Source organism: Cryobacterium sp. (assembly GCF_025463825.1).
Taxonomy (GTDB): domain Bacteria; phylum Actinomycetota; class Actinomycetes; order Actinomycetales; family Microbacteriaceae; genus Cryobacterium.
The window spans coordinates 29,665-51,207 of record NZ_JAODBG010000021.1 but is presented as its reverse complement, the minus strand read 5'-3'; the positions used below and the strand labels follow the sequence as shown (position 1 = coordinate 51,207).

Annotated in this window: 22 protein-coding genes; 17 read left to right on the top strand and 5 right to left on the bottom strand. The window is 66.4% G+C overall.

Annotation, left to right across the window (positions count from 1 at the left end):
• Positions 1-329 precede the first annotated feature (329 nt).
• The 3 genes from JWP54_RS02535 to cysK all read right to left on the bottom strand — a co-directional run bounded on the left by JWP54_RS02535 (position 330) and on the right by cysK (position 3,042).
• Positions 330-1,355, bottom strand: a complete 1,026-nt coding sequence (locus tag JWP54_RS02535; protein WP_297366756.1) for a 2-oxoglutarate and iron-dependent oxygenase domain-containing protein — start codon at positions 1,353-1,355, stop codon at positions 330-332.
• Between the two features lie 115 nt (positions 1,356-1,470).
• A complete protein-coding gene (gene epsC / locus JWP54_RS02530; protein ID WP_297366753.1) occupies positions 1,471-2,049 on the bottom strand; it encodes a serine O-acetyltransferase EpsC in 579 nt (192 codons plus the stop codon).
• 54 nt (positions 2,050-2,103) lie between these two features.
• A complete protein-coding gene (gene cysK, locus JWP54_RS02525) occupies positions 2,104-3,042 on the bottom strand; it encodes a cysteine synthase A (protein ID WP_297366751.1) in 939 nt (312 codons plus the stop codon).
• Between the two features lie 150 nt (positions 3,043-3,192).
• Here cysK and prmC point away from each other — a divergent pair, with 150 nt between their 5' ends.
• From prmC to JWP54_RS02455, 14 genes are all read left to right on the top strand, one after another.
• Positions 3,193-4,113, top strand: a complete 921-nt coding sequence (gene prmC, locus JWP54_RS02520) for a peptide chain release factor N(5)-glutamine methyltransferase (protein WP_297366749.1) — start codon at positions 3,193-3,195, stop codon at positions 4,111-4,113.
• Positions 4,114-4,269: 156 nt separating this feature from the next.
• Positions 4,270-4,971, top strand: a complete 702-nt coding sequence (locus JWP54_RS02515) for an L-threonylcarbamoyladenylate synthase (protein ID WP_297366746.1) — start codon at positions 4,270-4,272, stop codon at positions 4,969-4,971.
• Positions 4,968-6,197, top strand: coding sequence for an MraY family glycosyltransferase (locus tag JWP54_RS02510; RefSeq protein WP_297366744.1), 1,230 nt, complete (start codon positions 4,968-4,970; stop codon positions 6,195-6,197). Before JWP54_RS02515 ends, JWP54_RS02510 begins: the two co-directional genes overlap by 4 nt.
• A complete protein-coding gene (locus JWP54_RS02505) occupies positions 6,194-6,661 on the top strand; it encodes a hypothetical protein (RefSeq protein WP_297366742.1) in 468 nt (155 codons plus the stop codon). The genes JWP54_RS02510 and JWP54_RS02505 overlap by 4 nt, the downstream gene beginning before the upstream one ends.
• 124 nt (positions 6,662-6,785) lie before the next feature.
• Positions 6,786-7,673, top strand: coding sequence for a F0F1 ATP synthase subunit A (atpB, locus tag JWP54_RS02500; RefSeq protein WP_297366740.1), 888 nt, complete (start codon positions 6,786-6,788; stop codon positions 7,671-7,673).
• 48 nt (positions 7,674-7,721) lie between these two features.
• Complete coding sequence (atpE, locus tag JWP54_RS02495) at positions 7,722-7,955, top strand: ATP synthase F0 subunit C (protein ID WP_066593671.1); 234 nt, start codon at positions 7,722-7,724, stop codon at positions 7,953-7,955.
• A gap of 31 nt (positions 7,956-7,986) precedes the next feature.
• The gene (locus JWP54_RS02490; RefSeq protein WP_297366734.1) at positions 7,987-8,556 is read left to right on the top strand and encodes a F0F1 ATP synthase subunit B; all 570 of its coding nucleotides are present in this window, start codon (positions 7,987-7,989) and stop codon (positions 8,554-8,556) included.
• Between the two features lie 4 nt (positions 8,557-8,560).
• Positions 8,561-9,358: a F0F1 ATP synthase subunit delta gene (locus JWP54_RS02485; protein WP_297366732.1), complete on the top strand. Its 798-nt coding sequence runs from the start codon at positions 8,561-8,563 to the stop codon at positions 9,356-9,358.
• A gap of 87 nt (positions 9,359-9,445) precedes the next feature.
• Positions 9,446-11,083, top strand: a complete 1,638-nt coding sequence (atpA, locus tag JWP54_RS02480; RefSeq protein WP_297366762.1) for a F0F1 ATP synthase subunit alpha — start codon at positions 9,446-9,448, stop codon at positions 11,081-11,083.
• 93 nt (positions 11,084-11,176) lie between these two features.
• Positions 11,177-12,079 carry a F0F1 ATP synthase subunit gamma gene (locus JWP54_RS02475; protein ID WP_297366730.1) on the top strand — a complete coding sequence of 301 codons (903 nt, stop codon included), beginning with the start codon at positions 11,177-11,179 and terminating at the stop codon, positions 12,077-12,079.
• An 18-nt stretch (positions 12,080-12,097) separates the two neighbouring features.
• Positions 12,098-13,561: a F0F1 ATP synthase subunit beta gene (gene atpD / locus JWP54_RS02470; RefSeq protein ID WP_297366728.1), complete on the top strand. Its 1,464-nt coding sequence runs from the start codon at positions 12,098-12,100 to the stop codon at positions 13,559-13,561.
• A gap of 2 nt (positions 13,562-13,563) precedes the next feature.
• Complete coding sequence (locus JWP54_RS02465) at positions 13,564-13,830, top strand: F0F1 ATP synthase subunit epsilon (protein ID WP_297366726.1); 267 nt, start codon at positions 13,564-13,566, stop codon at positions 13,828-13,830.
• A 22-nt stretch (positions 13,831-13,852) separates the two neighbouring features.
• Complete coding sequence (locus tag JWP54_RS02460; RefSeq protein WP_297366724.1) at positions 13,853-14,605, top strand: peroxide stress protein YaaA; 753 nt, start codon at positions 13,853-13,855, stop codon at positions 14,603-14,605.
• 27 nt (positions 14,606-14,632) lie between these two features.
• A complete protein-coding gene (locus JWP54_RS02455) occupies positions 14,633-15,625 on the top strand; it encodes a malate dehydrogenase (protein ID WP_297366722.1) in 993 nt (330 codons plus the stop codon).
• 23 nt (positions 15,626-15,648) lie between these two features.
• Here the strand turns inward: JWP54_RS02455 and JWP54_RS02450 are convergent, their stop codons facing one another.
• Together JWP54_RS02450 and JWP54_RS02445 are read right to left on the bottom strand one after the other, a co-directional pair.
• Positions 15,649-16,251, bottom strand: coding sequence for a DNA-3-methyladenine glycosylase I (locus JWP54_RS02450; RefSeq protein ID WP_297366720.1), 603 nt, complete (start codon positions 16,249-16,251; stop codon positions 15,649-15,651).
• A complete protein-coding gene (locus JWP54_RS02445) occupies positions 16,248-16,757 on the bottom strand; it encodes a methylated-DNA--[protein]-cysteine S-methyltransferase (protein WP_297366718.1) in 510 nt (169 codons plus the stop codon). The genes JWP54_RS02450 and JWP54_RS02445 overlap by 4 nt, the downstream gene beginning before the upstream one ends.
• A 132-nt stretch (positions 16,758-16,889) precedes the next feature.
• Between JWP54_RS02445 and JWP54_RS02440 the strand changes: the two genes are divergently transcribed.
• Genes JWP54_RS02440 through JWP54_RS02430 form a run of 3 tightly spaced genes read left to right on the top strand, consistent with a single transcriptional unit; the run spans position 16,890 to position 21,540 of the window.
• Positions 16,890-17,852 carry an aldo/keto reductase gene (locus JWP54_RS02440; protein ID WP_297366715.1) on the top strand — a complete coding sequence of 321 codons (963 nt, stop codon included), beginning with the start codon at positions 16,890-16,892 and terminating at the stop codon, positions 17,850-17,852.
• Positions 17,852-19,585, top strand: coding sequence for an ABC transporter ATP-binding protein (locus tag JWP54_RS02435; protein ID WP_297366713.1), 1,734 nt, complete (start codon positions 17,852-17,854; stop codon positions 19,583-19,585). Before JWP54_RS02440 ends, JWP54_RS02435 begins: the two co-directional genes overlap by 1 nt.
• Entirely contained in the window at positions 19,582-21,540 is a 1,959-nt protein-coding gene (locus JWP54_RS02430; protein ID WP_297366711.1) for an ABC transporter ATP-binding protein, read from the top strand. The genes JWP54_RS02435 and JWP54_RS02430 overlap by 4 nt, the downstream gene beginning before the upstream one ends.
• Positions 21,541-21,543 lie beyond the last annotated feature (3 nt).

Below are 21,543 nucleotides of genomic sequence, written 5' to 3'. Positions count from 1 at the left end.
CCTCTTCTCGTTCTCGATGGGCTGACCGACATGCATCGTCGGGCGGTACTGGGGCCGTGCGGCGCTGCCGGCCGAGGTCGACTCGGCGATGGCGCATGAACCCAGCCACGACCTGCAGGGCGACACTGGTATGTTCGTGCTCGCGGTCAGCGACGACAGGCCAGTGGCGGGTGGGGGAGTGCGCTTGTCGAGGGTGGCACGTCGCCCCGTTCGGCACCGACCCCTATGCCGACCACTGGCTCGGCAAGAAGGTGCGCTGAATGCGGTGTGTGTCAAGCTCGCGCTCGACGCCCCGCTCCCGCGACCTGGTGCTCCCGAGCCGGCAGCAGCTATTTGAGCAGGTCGGAGTGGTGGATGGCCGCCACGTCCGGGTGCGCGCGCATCCGGCTCTTCAGTGAGTTCTCGCCGTAGGTCGTGAAGATCGGGTTCTCCGGGTCGACCGTGATTCCGGGGGCGTGCAGCTCCTCCGGCAGGGTGAGCACCGGGATGGTGGCGTCCAGCGCCGGACTGTAGAAGAACGGGATCGAGATGCGGTCGTCGCCGATCAGCGGCGAGATCACCCGGTGCACGGTGGCCTTGAGGTACCCGTCGGTGGCCACCTCCAGCAGCTCGCCGATGTTCACCACGAACGCACCGTCCAGCGGGGGCGCGTCGATCCACTCGCCGTCCTTCTCGACCTGCAGGCCGCCCTTGCCCGGCTCGACGAAGAGCAGCGTGAGTACACCGGAGTCCTTGTGTGCTCCGACGCCCTGACGCGGGGCGGGGTCCGACTTTCCGGGATAGCGAACAATCTTGATCAACGTCGACGGCTTGATCGCGAACGCCTCGTCAAATACGTGCTGGTCGGCGCCGAGCGAGAGCGCCCAGGCCTGCATGAGGCGCAGGGCCACGTCGTTGAGCTCGTCGCGCCACTGGGTCATGACCTCTTCGAGGGCGGGAAGGTTCTGCGGCCACTGATTCGGGCCCTCAAGGCGCAGGTAGTCGGCATCGTCGGCGGTGAGCTCGAGAGCGGGTCGCTCCGGGCCGATGTCGATCTGCTCACGCCAGTCCACCTTGCCCTGGGTGAGTTCGCCGCCCACCCGGGTGTAGCCGCGGAAGTGCGGGCTCTGCAGGTTCTCGATGGCCATCTTGTCGTCTTCGGAAAGGTTGAAGAACGCCCGCGAGGTGCTCATCACCCGGTCGATGAGCTCTGCCGGCACGCCATGCCCGGTGAGGTAGAAGAAGCCGTACTCGTGGGTGACCTCGCGCAGTTCCGTTCTAAACGCCTCGGCTTCTTCCGGCCCGGCATCGAGCCTGGACAGGTCCAGGATCGGCAGGGACAGGGTGGAGCTCTTCGCGGCGGGTGAAGTTATCATGACAACTATTCTGCCGTGATCCACCCGCAAAGCGGCTGTGTTACACAGCGTTGCCGGGGTCGAAGATCCTGCGCGTACGCCCCGGCGGGAAGGTGCCCGATCGCAGGAAACGACGTCAGGCGCCCGACTTCAGCAGGCCGCGGGCCGCCATGATCTCCTCGGCGCTGCCCGGCTGGGCGCGCGCGGGGATGCCGAGCAGGATCGACCGCGGCGGGGCGTCCTTCGTGACGACGGCGTTGGCCCCCACAGTGCTCCACGCGCCGAGCGTGATCGGGCCGAGAATCTTCGCGCCGGCGCCCACGGTGACGCCGTCCTGAAGGGTCGGATGCCGTTGGGCGCCCGGCACGATTCCATGCCGGCTCTTTCCACCCAGCGTGACCCCGTGGTACAGCATCACGTCGTCGCCGACCACAGCGGTCTCCCCGATCACGACGCCCATGCCGTGGTCGATGAACAGCCGGCGGCCGATGCTCGCACCGGGGTGGATTTCCACCCCGGTGAGGAACCGGGCGTACTGGGAGAGTAGCCGGGCCGGCAGGCGGTATCCGCCCAGCCACAACCGGTTCGTGACCCGGTAGGCCCAGACCGCGTGCACGCCGCTGTAGGCGAGCACGACCTCGGCCTTGCTGTGCGCGGCAGGGTCGTGCTTCTGCGCCATCGCGATGTCCTCGCGAATACGGGCAAACACTCCCATGCCGGGCACCTGTCTGTTATCTGTCGAGCGGGTTGATCGAGCGTTTCCGAACGCCTAGTCGACGAGGTCTTCGTAGAGGACCGTGCTGATGTAACGCTCTCCGAAACCGGGCACGATCACCACGATGGTCTTGCCGGCGTTCTCGGGCAGTTTTGCCTGCTCGAGGGCGGCCCAGACGGCGGCGCCGCCGGAGATGCCGGCGAGGATGCCTTCCTGGGTGCCCAGGGCGCGGGCGGTGGCGATCGAGTCGGCAAGGGTCACATCGGTGACCTCGTCGTACACCTGGGTGTCGAGCACCGAGGGCACGAAGTTGGCGCCGATGCCCTGGATCTTGTGCGGGCCGGGGGCGCCGCCGTTCAGGATCGGGGAGTCCTTGGGCTCGACCCCGACGACCCGCACGGAAGGCTTGCGTTCCTTGAGCAGCTGGCCGGCGCCGGTGATGGTGCCGCCGGTGCCGATGCCGGCAACCAGCAGGTCGACGGCTCCGTCGGTGTCATCCCAAATCTCCACACCCGTGGTGGCCTTGTGGATGGCGGGGTTGGCGGGGTTGTCGAACTGGCGGGCCCAGATCGCGCCGGGCGTCTCCGCGGCGATCTCCTTGGCCTTCTCGACCGCGCCGCGCATACCGTCGGGGCCCGGGGTCAGCACCAGCTCGGCGCCGTAGGCTCGCAGCAGGATTTTGCGTTCCTTGCTCATGGTCTCGGGCATCGCGAGGATCACCTTGTAGCCGCGCGCCGCACCCACCAGGGCCAGCGCGATGCCGGTGTTGCCGCTGGTGCCCTCGACGATCGTGCCGCCGGGCTGCAGTTCGCCGGACTTCTCCGCGGCGTCCACGATGGCCACACCGATACGGTCCTTGACGCTGCTGGACGGGTTGTAGAACTCAAGCTTGGCAAGCACCGTTGCGGTGGAATCGCCCGGAAGCCGGTTCAGCTTCACCAGCGGGGTGCCGCCGACGGTTTCGGTAATGTCTGAGTAGATCCGTGCGGACATCGGTAGACCTTTCCTGCGGGCTCATCAGGGAGCCTCGTGATTCTGCGGACGAGCCGCTGGGTGGGTAACGCCGTAACGGGAGCTGTGCAGTAAGCCCCGTTCAGCCTAGAGCCCTGACGATACTCAGGGAGGTGCGTAAGATTTCACTTTGTGACAGCTCCCAGCAATCCTCCAGCTTCATTCTCGGATGACCCCACCCCCGAACCGGGTCCGGTAACCGTCGATCGCGTTCGCGCCGACACCGTCGCCAGGCTCGCCCGAGCGGGTATCGAAGACGCCGAGGTGGATGCCGACCTGCTCATCGGCCACGTGCTGGGCCAGAGCCGCGGGCAGGTGCAAGCCGCCGCCATCATGGGCCGCGTCCTCACCGCCCCGGTTGCCGCCGCCATCGCGGACCTCGTGCAGCGCCGGGAAAAGCGCGAGCCCCTGCAGCACATCACCGGCCGGGCGCCGTTCCGCGGTCTGGAGCTGAACGTCGGTCCCGGGGTCTTCGTGCCCCGGCCGGAGACCGAGGGCGTCGCCCAGATCGCCATCGACGCCCTGCGCTCGATGGCGGATCCGGAACCGATCGGCGTTGACCTCGGCACCGGCAGCGGCGCGATCGCGCTTGCCCTGGCCACCGAGGTGCCGCACGCCAGGGTCTATGCCTGCGAGAACTCCGCGGAGGCGTTCCCCTGGACCAGCCGCAACTTCGCCGAGGTGGCGGCGCCGAACGCGACCCTGGTGTTCGCCGACCTCGCCGAGGCGTTCGGCGAACTCGACGGCACCGTCTCCGTCGTCGTCTCCAACCCGCCGTATATTCCCGCCGACGCCATCCCGCGCGACCCGGAGGTGCGCCTGTTCGACCCCGCCCAGGCGCTGTTCGGCGGCGAAGACGGCCTCGACGTGGTGCGACTGGTGTCGCAGACCGGCCTCCGCCTGCTCCACGCCGGGGGAGCGCTCATCATCGAACACGGCGAGCTGCAGGGCGCCGAGATCCGGGCCCTCCTGGATTCCGACGGCTGGCGCGCCACGGCCACTCACCGCGACCTCACCACCCGAGATCGCACCACAACCGCAGTGCGCCCGTAGACCGGAGAACGGTGCGGAACAAGGACAACGGTCCGAAATAAGGGCCCTGGGACCACTTTCGTCCTAGTGCCGCCACTTTTTCCTTAGAACGGTTCCGCCGGCCCAGCCAGGGCGCCCTCCGGCCCTCTCAGGCAGGCTGCACTAGAATCGTGCCCGATGACACGAATCTATGACTGCTCGGTCGACGAGGAATACGCGACCGGCATGCGACTGGCACGCGCGGCGATCGGCCGCGGCGCGCTCGTTGTCATCCCCACCGACACCGTCTATGGCGTCGCCGCCGACGCGTTCAACCCCGAGGCCGTGCAGAAGCTGCTGGATGCCAAGGGACGGGACCGGCAGTCGCCGCCGCCCGTGCTGGTCCCCGGCATCCCCACCCTCGACGCCCTCGCCGAGAACGTGCCGCAACCCGTGCGGGACCTCGTCGCCGCTTTCTGGCCGGGCGGCCTCACGGTCGTGCTCACCGCCCAGCCGTCACTGGTCTGGGACCTCGGTGAAACCCGCGGCACCGTCGCCCTGCGGATGCCGCGCAACCAGGTGGCCCTGGACCTCCTCGCCGAGACCGGCCCGCTCGCCGTCTCCAGCGCCAACACGAGTGGCCTTCCGTCCGCCATCGACGTGATCGGCGCCGAAGAGATGCTCGGCATCAGCGTCGCGGTCTACCTCGACGGGGGAGTGGCCGGCCTCGAGTACGAGGCGATCGGCGACCGCCCGGGCGACACCTCCTCCACCATCATCGACGCGACCGGTTTCGACACCAACGGCGGCAAACTGGAGATCGTGCGCAACGGTGTCATCTCCCGCGCCGCCATCGAGGCCGTGATCGGGGATGCGCTCGCCCCGGTACCAAAACAATGACCCTGTTCCTCATCCTGGCCCTCGTGTCGGCTGTCGTCACCTTCGTCATGTCGAAGGTGGTCCTCAAACTCACCCATAAATACCGGCTCTACCCCAAGATTCGCGAACGCGACGTGCACACCCGGCCCACGCCGCGGCTGGGCGGGATCGCGATGTTCCTGGGCATCCTGGTCGCGTTCGGGGTGTCCTACCTGGTGGCCTCGCAATTCGCGCCGCTGCGGCTGATCTTCGCCGACCCGCACCAGATCATGGCCATCCTCGGCGCCGCCCTGCTGATCGTGCTGCTCGGTGTGGCCGACGACATCTGGGACCTGGACTGGATGACCAAGCTGCTCGGCCAGTTCATCGCGGCCGGCCTGGTCGCCTGGCAGGGCGTGCAGGTCTTCTCCCTGCCCATCGGCGGGCTCACGGTGGGGTCGTCGTGGATGTCCATCGTGATCACCGTGATGGCCATCGTCATCGTGATGAACATGATCAACTTCATCGACGGGCTCGACGGCTTGGTCGCCGGGGTGGCCCTGATCGCCAACGGCGTGTTCTTCATCTACAGCTACCTGCTGGTGCGCGATACCTCACCCACCAACTACTTCAACCTGGCCTCACTGATCGCCGCGATCCTGGTCGGCGCCTGCGTCGGCTTCCTGCCGGTCAACTGGCGCCCCGCGAAGATGTTCATGGGTGACGCCGGCGCCCTGCTGGTCGGCCTGCTGATGGCCACGTCTGCGATCGCCATCACCGGCCAGGTCGACCCCACCGCGATCAACCGCGCCCAGCTGTTCCCCGCGTTCATCCCGCTGATCCTGCCCGTGGCGATCCTCATCATCCCGCTGCTCGACTTCGGGCTGGCGGTCTTCCGGCGGGTGCGCGCGGGCAAGTCCCCGTTCAGCGCCGACCGCAAGCACCTGCACCACCGGCTGCTGGACATGGGCCACTCCCACCTGCACGCCGTGCTCATCTTCTACGGTTGGACCGCGGCCGCGTCCATCGGCTGCCTGCTCTATTACGTGCTGCCCGTGTTCTTCGGCCTGCCGAGCGGTTGGGCCACCGTATTCCTGGTGACCTCCCTGGTCATCTGCACCATCGTGACGCTCGCTCCGCTGAGCCGCCGCAAGGCCATTGAGGCGGCCAGCCAGCTGGCGCCGGCCACTGCGGTCATCGGCACGGAGCCGAGCGCCGTACTCGACCCCCTCGACGAGGCGTCTGACGACGCCAAGGAGCACGCATGAGCACCGCACCCAGCACCCAGCCCACCTCGATCCCGGTCTTCCGGCAGGTCCTCGTCTACGGCGGCATCCTCGCCCTCGCCATAGCGCTCATCGGAATGGTGGTCGGCGGCCTCACCGTCGGCGGGGTCGGCGTGCTCAGCGCGCTGATCGGCACCCTGATGGCCGTCGTGTTCATGGGCATCACCGCCGCCAGTATTCTGTTGGCCAATCGTTACGCGGGCAACGAGAACTCGATCGGCGCATTCTTCGGCATTGTGATGGGCGGCTGGCTGCTCAAATTCATCGTCTTCCTGGTCTTGCTGCTCCTGCTCAAGGACCAGCCCTGGATTCACCCGCTGGTGCTGTTCCTGAGCATCATCGCGGGCGTTCTCGGCTCCCTCGTGGTTGACGCGATCGTGCTCTTCAAGAGCCGGATGCCCTACGCGAGCGACGTCGTATTGCCGCCCGCGCCGCACGACGACTGAGGCTGGCCTGACCCGCGACTCGCCGCACGGCCCAATCTCTCACTGAGCGGGCCCCTCTCGATTCGTAAGCTGGGCTTGTTTATTGCTAGGGTTATGAGCGATTCACCCCGGACCGACGTTGCCCATGCTGGCGCGAAGACCGGCATCATTATTCGTCGTTGCGAGAGCAGAGCTCCACGCCCCGAAACAGGAGAAAGCGCTGCTAGAAACCGCCGTAAACCTGCTCGTTCCGCTCGCGTCTGACGACGGTGAGTTCCACGGTCCAACGATCAACGAGTTTTTCCCCGACGCGATCTTCTTCGCGAACACTCCGTTCGAGATGAACCGCATTATCCTCATCCGCTTCATCGCGGTTGCCGTGATGATGCTGCTCTTCTGGGCCGGAACCCGTCGCATGAAGATCGTCCCGACCCGCCTTCAGAGCCTGGTCGAAATGGGCCTGGACCTCGTGCGTGTCAATATCGCAGAGGACCTGCTCGGCAAGAAGGACGGCAAACGCTTCCTTCCGCTGATCACCACCATCTTCTTCATGGTGCTCTTCATGAACCTCACCGGGGTGATCCCGTTCCTGAACATCGCGGGAACCTCGGTCATCGGCGTTCCGCTGGTGCTCGCCCTGGTCGCCTACGGCGCGTTCCTCTACGCCGGAATCAAGAAGCACCCGGGCAAGTTCTTCCGCAACTCGCTCTTCCCGCCCGGAGTTCCCCCGGTGCTGTACATCATCGTCACGCCGATCGAGTTCGTCTCCACGTTCCTGATCCGCCCGGTCACGCTCACGCTGCGACTGCTGATGAACATGGTTGTCGGCCACCTCCTGCTGGTGCTGTTCTTCGCGGCGACCCAGTTCTTCTTCTTCACCGCTGACGGCGGCTTCAAGCTGTTCGGTGTCGGTACCCTCGCGTTCGGCTTCGTGTTCACTTTGTTCGAACTCTTGGTGGCGACGCTGCAGGCGTACGTCTTCGCATTGCTCACCGCTGTCTACATCCAGCTCGCGCTGGCTGACGAGCACTAACCTCGTACCCGGCGATCGCCGGATACGTCACTACGGAAGGAAATACACGTGGACGCAGTTACCGTTCTCGCGGAAATCAACGGCAACATTGCCACCGTCGGCTACGGCCTCGCGGCTATCGGCCCGGCAATCGGCGTTGGTATCGTCGTCGGCAAGACCATCGAGGGTGTCGCACGTCAGCCTGAGCTGGCCGGCCGCCTGCAGGTGCTGATGTACATCGGTATCGCATTCACCGAGGCGCTTGCGTTCATCGGTATCGCTACGTACTTCATCTTCGTTTAGTCCTCTTTTCTACAACTAGTTAGGAGGCACGATGCTTCACTCAGTGATTGCAGCCGCCGCAGAAGCGGAAGAGACGGTCAATCCGCTCATTCCCGCGATCTACGACATCATTTGGTCGTCCTTCGTCTTCGTCGTCATTCTCTTCTTCTTCTGGAAGCTCGTTCTTCCACGGATGCAGAAGCTCCTCGACGACCGCGCAGAGGCCATTGAAGGAAACATCGCGAAGGCCGACGAAGCTCAGCGCAAGGCAGAGGCCGCTCTCGAGCAGTACACCGCCCAGCTCGCTGCAGCCCGCGTCGAAGCCGGCCAGATCCGCGAGCAGGCTCGCGCCGACGGTCAGCAGATCGTCGCCGAGCTCCGTGAGCAGGCGTCCAATGACGCCGGCCGGATCCTGGCCACCGCCAAGACCCAGATCGAGGCAGAGCACCAGGCCGCCATCACGTCGCTTCGCAGCGAGGTCGGTACCCTGGCTCTCGACCTGGCCTCCGGTGTCATCGGGGAGAGCCTGACCGACGACGCGCGCGCCAGCGCCATCGTCGACAGGTTCCTCGCCGACATCGAGTCCTCCGAGAACACGGCCCCGTCGGCCGGAAAGCACTAGACACATGGGAAGCGCCACCAGAGAAGCCTTGGCCTCGTCGCGGACGGCCTTGGCCGCCCACGCCGACTCGGCCGATCTGGCGACGGGCGAAAGCCTCTTCGACGCCGGCCGAGTCATCGGCAACTCCTCACAGTTGCTGGCCGCCATCGGCGACGCCTCGGCCGAGGAGACCGCCAAGACCGCCCTCGTCCGGGCGGTCTTCGCGCCGACCGTGACGCCGGTCGCACTCGAGCTGCTGCAGTCCGCTGCCGCAGCCCGGTGGTCCAATCACCAGGACCTGCTCGCCGGCATCGAAGCACTCGGTCTTCGCGTCGTCGCAGCATCCGCCCCGGCGGACGTGGCAATCGATGCCGAGCTGTTCACCTTCGGTGCAGCGGTGTCCTCGGACGCCGAGCTCGAACTGGCGCTGACCAGCAAGCTCACCCCGGCCGTTGCCAAGGTGAGCCTCGTTGACGCCCTGCTCAAAGGCAAGGCCAGCGACCAGACGCTCACCATCGTGCGTCACCTCGTGCGGCAGCCCCGCGGTCGCCGTATCGGCGAACTGCTGAGGGACGCGGCCACGATCGTCGCCGATCAGGCGGACTCCGTCATCGCCACCGTCACCTCCGCGACACCGTTGCAGAGCGCGCAACTGGACCGGCTGGCCAAGAGCCTGTCGGCCCGGTACGGACGTAACCTCACCATCAACCAGGTCATCGACGCATCCGTCGTCGGCGGCCTGAAAGTACAGATCGGCGATGACGTCATTGACGGCAGCATCGCCACTCGTCTCAAGGACTTGAGATTGCAGCTTGCTGGATAACCTTCGGGTTCCCAGATCACACAAACCTCGAGACGGTAACGTGTCGAAAAGACAAAGCCTGTACTGCTGTACAGAAAAGGGAAGATGATGGCAGAACTAACGATCAGCCCCGATGAGATCCGTGACGCTCTCCAGGACTTCGTAAAGTCCTACGAGCCGAACAAGACCGCGACGACCGAGGTCGGCTACGTCACCACCGCGGGCGATGGCATCGCCCACGTTGAGGGTCTCCCCGGTGTCATGGCCAACGAGCTCATCAAGTTCGCCGACGGCACCCTGGGCCTCGCGCTGAACCTCGACGAAGACGAGATCGGTGTTGTCGTCCTCGGCGAGTTCGCCGGCATCGTCGAAGGCATGGAGGTGTACCGCACCGGCGAGGTCCTCTCCGTTCCCGTCGGCGACGGCTACCTCGGCCGCGTCGTCGACCCGCTCGGCGCTCCCATCGACGGTCTCGGTGAGATCGCAACGGATGGCCGCCGCGCCCTCGAACTGCAGGCGCCCGGCGTCATGCACCGCAAGAGCGTGCACGAACCGATGCAGACCGGCATCAAGGCCATCGACGCCATGATCCCGATCGGCCGTGGCCAGCGCCAGCTGATCATCGGTGACCGCCAGACCGGCAAGACCGCCATCGCGGTGGACACCATCATCAACCAGAAGGCCAACTGGGACTCCGGCGACGCCAACAAGCAGGTTCGCTGCATCTACGTTGCCATCGGCCAGAAGGGCTCCACCATCGCTTCGGTGAAGGGTGCGCTCGAGGACGCCGGAGCAATGGAGTACACGACCATCGTCGCCGCTCCCGCCTCCGACCCGGCCGGGTTCAAGTACCTCGCCCCGTACACCGGCTCGGCCATCGGCCAGCACTGGATGTACGCCGGCAAGCACGTCCTCATCATCTTCGATGACCTGTCCAAGCAGGCCGAGGCCTACCGTGCGGTGTCGCTGCTGCTGCGTCGCCCGCCGGGACGCGAAGCCTACCCCGGTGACGTGTTCTACCTGCACTCCCGCCTGCTCGAGCGTTGTGCCAAGCTCTCCGACGAGCTCGGCGCCGGATCGATGACCGGCCTGCCGATCATCGAGACCAAGGCCAACGACGTTGCCGCCTACATTCCGACCAACGTGATCTCGATCACCGACGGCCAGATCTTCCTGCAGTCCGACCTCTTCAACGCCAACCAGCGCCCCGCTGTCGACGTGGGAATCTCGGTCTCCCGAGTCGGTGGTGACGCCCAGGTCAAGTCGATCAAGAAGGTCTCCGGTACCCTCAAGCTCGAACTGGCCCAGTACCGCTCGCTCGAGGCCTTCTCGATGTTCGCATCGGACCTCGACCCGGCCAGCCGTCGTCAGCTTGCTCGTGGCGCCCGCCTGACCGAGCTGCTCAAGCAGCCGCAGTACTCCCCGTACCCGGTCGAAGACCAGGTCGTCTCGATCTGGGCCGGCACCAACGGCAAGCTCGACGAGGTTCCCCTCGAAGACATCCTGCGTTTCGAACGCGAACTGCTCGATTACCTGGGCCGTAACACGGGTATCCTCACCACCCTGCGCGAGACCAATGTGCTCTCCGACGACACCGTCGCCGAGCTGACCGCGGCCGTCGACACCTTCAAGCGCGAATTCCAGACCGGTGAGGGCAAGTCACTCGCCTCCGTCGGCCGCGAGGAATTCGTCGCCACCAAGGCGGAAGACGTCAACCAGGAAAAGATCGTCAAGCACAAGCGCTAGCGCTTCGTTCCGGTTCGCGCCTGCGTCAAGGCGGCGCGAACCGGAGCTGCTCGACACCCACCGACACGATAGACAAGTAAGCACAGGAGACACATGGGAGCGCAACTTCGGGTCTACCGGCAGAAGATCAAATCTGCCCAGACGACCAAGAAGATCACTCGGGCCATGGAGCTGATCTCCGCCTCGCGCATCCAGAAGGCGCAGGCGAGGGTTGCTGCGTCCACCCCGTATTCGCGTGCGATCACCCGGGCAGTTTCCGCGGTCGCCACGTACTCGAACATCGAGCACGTCCTGACCACCGAACCCGAGGTGATCAACCGCGCAGCGGTTGTGATCTTCGCGTCCGACCGTGGCCTGGCTGGAGCGTTCAGTTCCCAGGTGCTCCGCGAAGCCGAGCAGCTCACCGAGCTGCTGCGCAGCCAGGGCAAGGACGTCGTCTACTACCTCGTCGGCCGTAAGTCGCTGGCGTATTTCAGCTTCCGCCGCCGCGTCTCGGAGCGATCCTGGACCGGAGGCACCGACCAGCCGCAGTTCGACACCGCCCAGGAGATCGGTGAAGCTCTCCTCGAGGCGTTCCTCCGCGAAGCGGATGACGGCGGCGTCGACGAGATTCACATTGTCTACAACCGCTTCGTCAGCATGGTCACCCAGGTTCCCGAGGTCGTCCGCCTGTTGCCGCTCGAGGTCGTCGAGGGTGAAGAAGCACCTGAGGCGTCCGCGGTGCTGCCGCTCTACGAATTCGAGCCTGAGGCCGAGACCGTTCTCGACGCCCTCCTGCCGGTCTACATCGAAAGCCGCATCTTCAACGCCATGTTGCAGTCCGCCGCTTCCGAGCACGCCAGCCGTCAGAAGGCCATGAAGTCGGCCAGCGACAACGCCGACAAGCTCATCAAGGACTACACGCGGCTGTCGAACAACGCGCGCCAGACCGAGATCACGCAGCAGATTTCCGAGATCGTGGGTGGAGCCGACGCGCTCTCATCCGCCAAGAACTAACCCAGAGAAGAGAGAGTTATGACTGACACCGCAATCGCGCCAGTCCTCGAGGAGGACACAGCCGGCGCTGTGGGCCGTATCGCACGCGTTACGGGACCCGTCGTGGACATTGAGTTCCCGCACGACTCGATTCCTGGAATGTACAACGCGCTCAAGACGACCATCGTCATTGGCGACGTGTCGACCGAGATCACCCTCGAGGTCGCACTGCACCTCGGCGACGACCTCGTTCGCGCCATCGCCCTGAACCCGACCGACGGACTCGTCCGCGGCCAGGAGGTCCAGGACACCGGCTCGCCCATCATGGTTCCGGTCGGCAACGTCACCAAGGGTCGCGTCTTCAACGTCATCGGCGAGGTGCTTAACGCCCAGCCCGGCGAGACCATCGAGATCACCGAGCGCTGGCCCATCCACCGCAAGCCCCCGCCCTTCGACCAGCTGGAGTCCAAGACCCAGCTGTTCGAGACCGGCATCAAGGTCATCGACCTCCTCACGCCGTACGTGCTCGGTGGAAAGATCGGCCTCTTCGGTGGTGCCGGTGTCGGCAAGACCGTCCTGATCCAGGAAATGATCCAGCGCGTCGCGCAGGACCACGGTGGTGTGTCCGTGTTCGCCGGGGTCGGCGAGCGTACCCGTGAGGGCAACGACCTCATCGGTGAAATGGAAGAGGCCGGTGTCTTCGACAAGACCGCCCTCGTATTCGGCCAGATGGACGAGCCGCCGGGAACGCGACTGCGCGTCGCGCTGTCCGCGCTGACCATGGCCGAGTACTTCCGTGACGTCGCCAAGCAGGACGTGTTGCTCTTCATCGACAACATCTTCCGCTTCACCCAGGCCGGCTCGGAGGTGTCGACCCTGCTGGGCCGTATGCCGTCCGCCGTGGGTTACCAGCCGAACCTCGCCGACGAGATGGGCATCCTTCAGGAGCGCATCACGTCGACCCGTGGCCACTCGATCACCTCGCTGCAGGCCATTTATGTGCCTGCCGACGACTACACCGACCCGGCCCCGGCGACCACGTTCGCCCACCTCGACGCCACCACCGAGCTCTCCCGTGAGATCGCGTCGAAGGGCCTCTACCCGGCCGTCGACCCGCTCACCTCGTCCAGCCGGATCCTCGACCCCCGCTACTTGGGCGCCGACCACTACAACACGGCCGTGCGCGTCAAGGCGATTCTGCAGAAGAACAAGGAACTCCAGGAGATCATTGCGATCCTCGGTGTTGACGAGCTCTCTGAAGAAGACAAGGTGACCGTGGCCCGCGCCCGGCGCATCCAGCAGTTCCTGTCGCAGAACACCTACATGGCGAAGAAGTTCACGGGCGTCGAGGGTTCGACGGTGTCGCTCAAGGACACCATCGAGTCGTTCACGGCGATCGCCAACGGCGACTTCGACCACGTGTCCGAGCAGGCCTTCTTCAACGTCGGTGGCATCGGCGACGTCGAAGAGAAGTGGGCTCAGATCCAGAAGGAGAACGGCTAAGCATGGCTTCGGCTCCGCTTTCCGTGAGTGTCGTCTCGGCGGACCAGCAGGTCTGGTCCGGCGAGGCGACCATGGTCGTGGCCCGCACCGTGGAAGGCGAGATCGGTATTCTCGCCGGCCACGAGCCGTTGCTGGCGATCCTCTCCAGCGGTGAGGTTCGGGTCACCCTGGCCGACGGCACCAAGGTCGTCGCTGAGGCGGCCGACGGTTTCCTCTCGGTCGAGAACGACACCATCACCATCGTGGCCCGCAAGGCCGCACTCGTTTAGGAACTAGCCCAACTAGGACACCGTGTTTGTATTACTACCGCCGTCGGAGACGAAACGCTCCGGCGGCGGTTTTGCGTCCCTGGACGTGGATTCGCTGGCCTTCCCGGCTCTCAACCGCCGCCGCTGCACCCTGGTTCGGGCGCTGAAGGCGCTGGCCAAGGACGAAGACGCCACCGTGCGCGCTCTCAAACTCGGCCGGACCCAGCTGGGTGAGGTGCAGCGCAACGCCACCGTCGGCAGCTCGCCGACCGCCCCGGTCATCGACCGCTACACGGGCGTGCTGTATGACGCTCTGGCAGCCGACACGTTGTCGCCGAACGGCCGCGCCTTCGCCGGGGAGCACCTGCTGGTGCATTCCGCATTGCTCGGCCCCGTTGGCGGCCTGGACCTGGTGCCCGCCTACCGGCTGTCGCATGACTCCCGGGTGCCCGAGCTTTCGCTTAAGAAGCACTGGGCAGCCGATGTATCCGCGGTGCTGGAGAAGACCAGCGGACTGTTGCTCGACCTGCGCTCGGAGGGGTACGTGTCACTGGGGGCCGCCGCCGCACACCCCCAGCGGCACTTCCTGCGGGTGGTCACCGAGGGCGCCGACGGTCAGACCCGGGCCCTCAACCACTTCAACAAGAAGTCCAAGGGAGAGTTCACTCGTGCCCTGCTCGAAAACGGCCAGGACTTCGGCTCCGTCGAGGAACTCCTCGCCTGGGCGCCGACGGCGGGACTGACCCTGCGACCAGGCGCGGCGGGGGAGCTGGAACTCGTCGTGACCGGCCACTGAACCCCGGCCGCCGCCTAGGATGAAGGCGTGCAGAGACAACGAGTAAACGTCACCGTCACCGGCGCCGGGGGCAACATCGGCTATGCGCTGATGTTCCGGATCGCGTCCGGCCAACTGCTCGGGTGGAACGTTCCCGTCGCACTGAAACTGCTCGAGATCCCGAGCGGCCTTCAGGCCGCAGCGGGCAGCGCATTCGAACTCCAGGACAGCGCGTTCCCGCTGTTGCGGGACGTGCGGGTGACCGATGACCCGGTGCAGGCCTTCGACGGCTGCAACATCGCCATTCTCGTGGGCTCCCGCCCCCGCGGGCCCGGCCAGCAACGCGCCGACCTGCTCGAGGGTAACGCCCGCATCTTCGGTCCGCAGGGTGCCGCTATCAACGCCGGCGCCGCCGACGACGTGCGGGTGGTCGTGGTGGGTAACCCGGCCAACACCAATGCCCTTGTCGCGGCGAGTCACGCGCCGGATGTGCCCGCGGACCGGTTCACCGCGCTCACCCGGCTCGACCACAACCGGGCGGTCGCCCAGCTGGCCACGCACCTCCAGGTGCCGGTGACCTCGGTGAGCGGGGTCGTGATCTGGGGCAACCACTCGGCCACGCAGTACCCGGACGTCACCCACGCCACCGTCGACGGCCGCCCGGTGCGGGAGCTGGTGGACGAGGCCTGGCTGGTGCACGAATTCATCCCGCGGGTGGCCAACCGTGGTGCCGAGATCATCGCTGTGCGCGGCGCCTCGTCGATGGGCTCGGCCGCCAGCGCCACCGTCGACCATGTCTACGATTGGGTGAACGGCACCGGCAGCGACTGGACCAGCGCCGGAGTGGTCTCCGACGGGTCATACGACGTGCCGGCCGGGCTGGTGTCGTCCTACCCGGTGCGCTCCCTCGGCGGCCGCTGGTCGATCGAACCCGGTCTGGAGATCGACGCGTTCTCGAGGGCGCGGATCGACGCGTCGGTCGCGGACTTGGTTGCCGAGCGGGAGGCCGTCAGCGCGCTGGGCCTGCTCGGACCGCGCTAGCGACACCGGCCCGGCTCTACCGCCTAGGCCGGCCTCGGAGCGAGGTGACAGCCGACCACGTGGTCGTTCACCAGGCCGCTGGACTGCATCAGTGCGTACATCGTGGTGGGGCCGACGAACCGATAGCCACGGGAGCGGAGTTCCTTGCTCAGCGCGGAGGACTCCGGAGTGATCGCCGGCACCTCGGTCAGGCTGGGCAGCGGCACCGACCGCTGCGAGGGGGCGAAGCTCCAGATCAACTCGGCGAGGTTCTCGCCGAGGGCGAGGGTGGTGCGGGCATTGCCGATCGTTGCGTTGATCTTGCCCCGATGTCGGATGATGCGGTCGTCGGCGAGCAATCGCTCCACGTCGTTTGCGGTGAAGGCCGCCACCGTCTGGACGTCGAAGTTCGCGAACGCCGCCCGGAACGCGGGTCGGCGGCGGAGGATGGTGATCCAGGAGAGGCCGGCCTGGAAGCCCTCCAGGCAGAGCTTCTCGAACAGCGCCCGCTCGTCGTGCAACGGGCGGCCCCACTCCTCGTCGTGGTACCGCCGGTACTCGGCGTCGCTCGCTGCCCAGCCGCACCGGGACAGACCGTCCTCGCCCACGATCGCTGAGGGGCGTGTCGCCAGCTGGGGCTGGGTCATCCGACGAACTCGATGCGCTCGTGTCGCAGCAACCACTGCTTGGTGGGGATTCCCTCACCGGCGCTGAAACCGGTGATGCGGCCATTGGAGGCGAGCACCCGGTGGCAGCCCACCAGGATCGGCGCGGGGTTCGCGCCGACGGCCCCGCCGATGGCCCGCCCCGCACCGCTCTTGCCGATCGACCGGCCGAGCTCGCCGTAGGAGAGATGATCGCCGAAGGGAACGGCGGCCAGGCCCAACCAGACACTCCGCTGGAACTCGGTGCCCCTGGAGAGCCGCACGGGAACGTCGAAGGCGAACCGATCGCCCGCGAAATACTCGGTGAGCTGCTGCACGGCCCGCTGCAGAAGGGAATTGGGAGCCTCCGGCAGTCCCTCGAACGGCAGGTGACCGTTCCGCATGATCGCCAGCGAGAAAATCTCGTCGTCGTCGCCGGTGAGTTCGAGGCCGCCGAGCGGGCTCTGCACGCGGATCAGGTTCTGGGGGAGGGAAGCTGGGCTGCTCATACTGCGACTGTAGTCGGCGAACCCGACCGGCCCCGGCGGTTTTCGGACACGGGAATCTTCCGCCGCCGGGTGGCCTGTGGAGGAGGGGAGAAAGGTCGTCACAGGGACTCGCGAGAGGAATAGTCTGGTGGAATGGCTCAGATCGACTATCGCGCTCTCGGCAAATCAGGACTGGTCGTTTCGACGATCGGGCTCGGCTGCAACAACTTCGGCCGCACGGGCACGACCACCGAAGACCAGGCCGGTACCTCCCGGGTGTTGGACGCGGCCATCGACACCGGAATCACCCTGTTCGACACCGCGGACATCTACGGCGCCGAACGGGGACTCAGCGAGACACTGATGGGGCACGCCCTCCGTGGCAAGCGGGAGAAGATCGTGCTCGCCACCAAGTTCGGCATGGACATGGCCGGGGCCAACGGGCCGGACTGGGACGCGCGCGGCTCCCGCCGCTACATCCGCCTGGCCGTCGAGGCATCGCTGAAGCGCCTGCAAACCGACTGGATCGACCTGTACCAGCTGCACCGGCCAGACCCGAACACTCCCATCCAGGAAACCCTGTCGGCCCTGGACGATCTCATCCGCGAGGGCAAGATCCGCTATATCGGCCACTCCAACCTCGCCGGCTGGCAGATCGCCGAGGCCGAGTTCACGGCCCGGTTGGCGGGGCATCCCGCGTTCATTTCCGCGCAGAACGAGTACAGCCTGCTGGTGCGTGACGCCGAGGAGGAAGTGCTCCCCGCCGTGAACGCGTACGGGCTGGGCTTCCTGCCGTTCTTCCCGCTGTACAACGGCCTGTTCACCGGCAAGTTCACGCGCGCCGGCGGCCCGGCCGACAGCCGCATCATGATGGTGCGCCGGCACCTGCTCGACGACGCCCCCTGGGACACCATCGAGCGGTACCAGCAGTTCTGCGACGACCGGAGCGTGAGCATGCTCGCCGCGACCCTCGCCTGGCTACTGGCTCAGCCGGGCCTGACCAGTGTGATCGCCGGCGCCACCAAACCGGAACAGATCGTGCAGAACGCCGAGGCGGCCAGCTCCTGGCGGCCCACCGACGAAGATGTCGCATACATCTCCGCCCTGTTCGCCTGATGCTCTGGAAACTACTCGTCCGTTACCTTCGACCGCATTGGCGGTTGCTGGTCGCCGTGGTCGTCTTCCAGCTGGCCCAGTCGATCGCGTCGCTGTACCTGCCGGCGCTGAACGCCGACATCATCGACGAGGGCGTGGCCACCGGGGACACCGGCTACATCCTCCGCACCGGCGGGGTCATGCTGCTGATCACGCTCGGGCAGATCATCTGCGCCATCATCGCCGTCTACTTCGGCGCGAAGGCGGCCATGGCACTCGGCCGCGACCTGCGCGGCGCCGTCTTCACCCGCGTCGGTGAATTCTCCGAGCAGGAGGTCAGCCGGTTCGGGGCTCCATCGCTGATCACCCGGTCGACCAACGACGTGCAGCAGGTGCAGATGCTGGTGCTGGCCACCTGCACCCTGCTGGTCTCCGCGCCCATCCTCAGCATCGGCGGCGTGATCATGGCAATGCGCCAGGATCTCGGGCTGTCCTGGCTGATCGCCGTCAGCGTGCCGGTGCTCCTGGTCGGCGTCGGCCTCATCATCGTGCGGATGGTGCCGCTGTTCCGGGTGATGCAGGTGCGCATCGACACCGTCAACCGGGTGCTGCGGGAGCAGCTCACCGGCATCCGTGTCATCCGCGCCTTCGTGCGCGAAGACCTGGAAACCCAACGGTTCGGCCAGGCCAACACCGACGTCACCACCACCGCGCTGCAGGCCGGGCGGCTGATGGCGCTGATGTTCCCGGTCGTGATGCTGGTCCTGAACGTTTCCAGCGTCGCCGTGATCTGGTTCGGCGCGTTCCGGATCGAAGACGCTTCGATGCAGGTGGGCACCCTGATCGCGTTCCTCAGCTACCTCATGCAGATCCTGATGGCCGTGATGATGGCCACCTTCATGGCCGTGATGATCCCGCGGGCCACGGTGTCCGCGGACCGGATCGGCGAGGTCCTCGACACCGCCTCCAGTGTGGTGCCGCCCGCGAACCCGGTGAACGCGACAACCGGGCACGGGGAACTGGAGCTTCGGGGCGTCGGCTTCGCCTACCCCGGCGCCGACCAGCCCGTGCTGAGCGACATCAGCTTCGTCGCAACGCCCGGCCGCACGACCGCCATCATCGGCAGCACCGGCTCCGGCAAGAGCACCCTCGTGAACCTGCTGCCCCGCCTGTTCGACGCCACCAGCGGCACCGTGCTCTTCGGCGGCGTCGATGTGCGGGAACTCAACCCCGACCTGCTCTGGGGCCACATCGGACTGGTGCCGCAGAAGCCCTACCTGTTCTCCGGCACCGTACGCAGCAACCTGCTCTACGGCAAGCCGGATGCCACCGAGGCGGAGATCTGGCAGGCGCTGGTAACCGCGCAGGCCCGCGACTTCGTCGAACGGCTGGACGGCGGCCTGGACGCCCCCATCTCGCAGGGCGGCACCAACGTCTCCGGTGGGCAGCGGCAGCGCCTCGCCATCGCCAGGGCGCTGGTGAAACGGCCGGAGCTGTATATCTTCGACGATTCGTTCTCGGCGCTCGACCTGACCACGGATGCCCGCCTACGAGCAGCCCTTGCCGAGGACGTCGGCGACGCGACCATGATCATCGTCGCCCAGCGGGTGTCCACGATCATCGACGCCGACCAGATCCTCGTTCTCGAGGACGGCCGGATCGTGGCGCACGGCACCCACGAGCAGCTGCTGGCGACATCGTCGACCTACCAGGAAATCACCGCATCCCAGCTGGCGGCGGAGGCGACCCGATGAGCGACGACGACACCGACGACGTCAAGGTTCCCGCCCGCCCGCCGCGCGGCGGTGGACCTTTCGGCGGAATCAACATGCCGGCGGAAAAGGCGATGAACTTCTCCCAGAGCGCGAAACGGCTCGTCGGCACGCTGCGCCCCGAACGGGTCTGGCTGGCGCTGGTGCTCCTGCTCGCGGTGATCAGCGTCACGTTCTCGGTGATCGGCCCGCGCCTCCTGGGCGAGGGCACCAACCTGATCTTCGCCGGCGTCGTGAGCAAGGCCCTGCCGGCCGGGGTGACCCAGGCCGAGGTGATCGCGGGGCTCCGCGCCTCCGGCGACACCACCCAGGCCGACATGCTCAGCGCCATGACGCTCACCCCGGGGCTGGGCATCGATTTCGCCGCCCTGTCAGCGGTGCTGTTCTGGGTCCTCGCGCTCTACATCCTCGCCTCCGTGTTCAGTTGGCTGCAGGCTCTGGTGCTCAACGCCGTCGTCCAGCGCACCATGTACCGGCTGCGCGAGGAGATCGAGGCGAAGATCAACCGGCTCCCGTTGGCCTACTTCGACACGGTCAAGCGCGGGGACCTGCTCAGCAGGGTCACCAACGACGTCGACAACATCTCGCAGAGCCTGCAGCAGTCGCTCAGCCAGGTGGTCACGTCGCTGCTCACCGTGATCGGCGTCATCGTGATGATGCTGCTCCTGTCACCCATCCTCGCCCTGATCGCCCTGGTCACGGTGCCGCTGACCCTGGTCACCACGGTGCTGATCGCCAAGCGCTCCCAAAAGCTCTTCGTGGCGCAGTGGAAGCACACCGGGGAACTCAACGGCCAGATCGAGGAGACGTTCTCCGGGCACGCCCTGGTCAAGGTCTTCGGCCGGCAGAAAGAGGTCGAACAGCGCTTCAGCGACAAGAACGACGAACTCTTCCAGGCGAGCTTCGGCGCCCAGTTCGTCAGCGGCATGATCATGCCCGCGATGACATTCATCGGCAACCTCGTCTACGTGGCCATCGCCGTGGTCGGCGGACTGCAGGTGGCCTCCGGGGCCATGCAGCTCGGCGACGTGCAGGCGTTCATCCAGTACTCCCGGCAGTTCACCCAGCCGCTGGCCCAACTCGGCTCGATGGCCAACCTGCTGCAGTCGGGGGTGGCCAGCGCCGAGCGGGTCTTCGAACTGCTGGATGCCGAGGAGCAGACTCCCGACGCCGACCCGGCCGAGACGCCGGCAGAGACCCGAGGCCGACTCGTGTTCGAGGAGGTGGCCTTCAGGTACAGCTCCGATAAGCCCCTCATCGAGGGCCTGAACCTGGTGGCCGAACCGGGCCAGACGGTGGCCATCGTCGGCCCGACCGGGGCAGGCAAGACCACCCTGGTGAACCTGATGATGCGCTTCCACGAGCTTCAGAGCGGCCGGATCACCCTGGATGGCGTCGACATCGCCCAGATGAGACGGGACGACCTGCGCGGCCGGATGGGCATGGTGCTGCAGGACACCTGGCTGTTCGGCGGGACCATCCGCGACAACATCGCCTACGGCCGGCCGGACGCCACCGAGGAGCAGATCCTCGAGGCGGCCAAGGCCACCTACGTCGACCGGTTCGTGCACTCGCTGCCGGAGGGGTACGACACCGTGCTCGACGACGAGGGCGGCAACGTCAGCGCGGGGGAGAAGCAGCTGCTCACCATAGCCCGGGCGTTTCTCGCCCGGCCCAGCGTGCTGATCCTGGACGAGGCCACCAGCTCGGTGGACACCCGCACCGAGGTGCTGGTGCAGCACGCCATGAGCGCGCTGCGTGCCGACCGCACCAGTTTTGTGATCGCGCACCGCCTGTCGACCATCCGCGACGCCGACCTCATTCTGGTGATGGAGGCCGGCCACATCGTGGAGCAGGGCACGCACCAGGAGCTGCTCGAAGCCGACGGCCCCTACCGGGCTCTGTACGATTCCCAGTTCGCCGCGGCCATCGAGTGATCG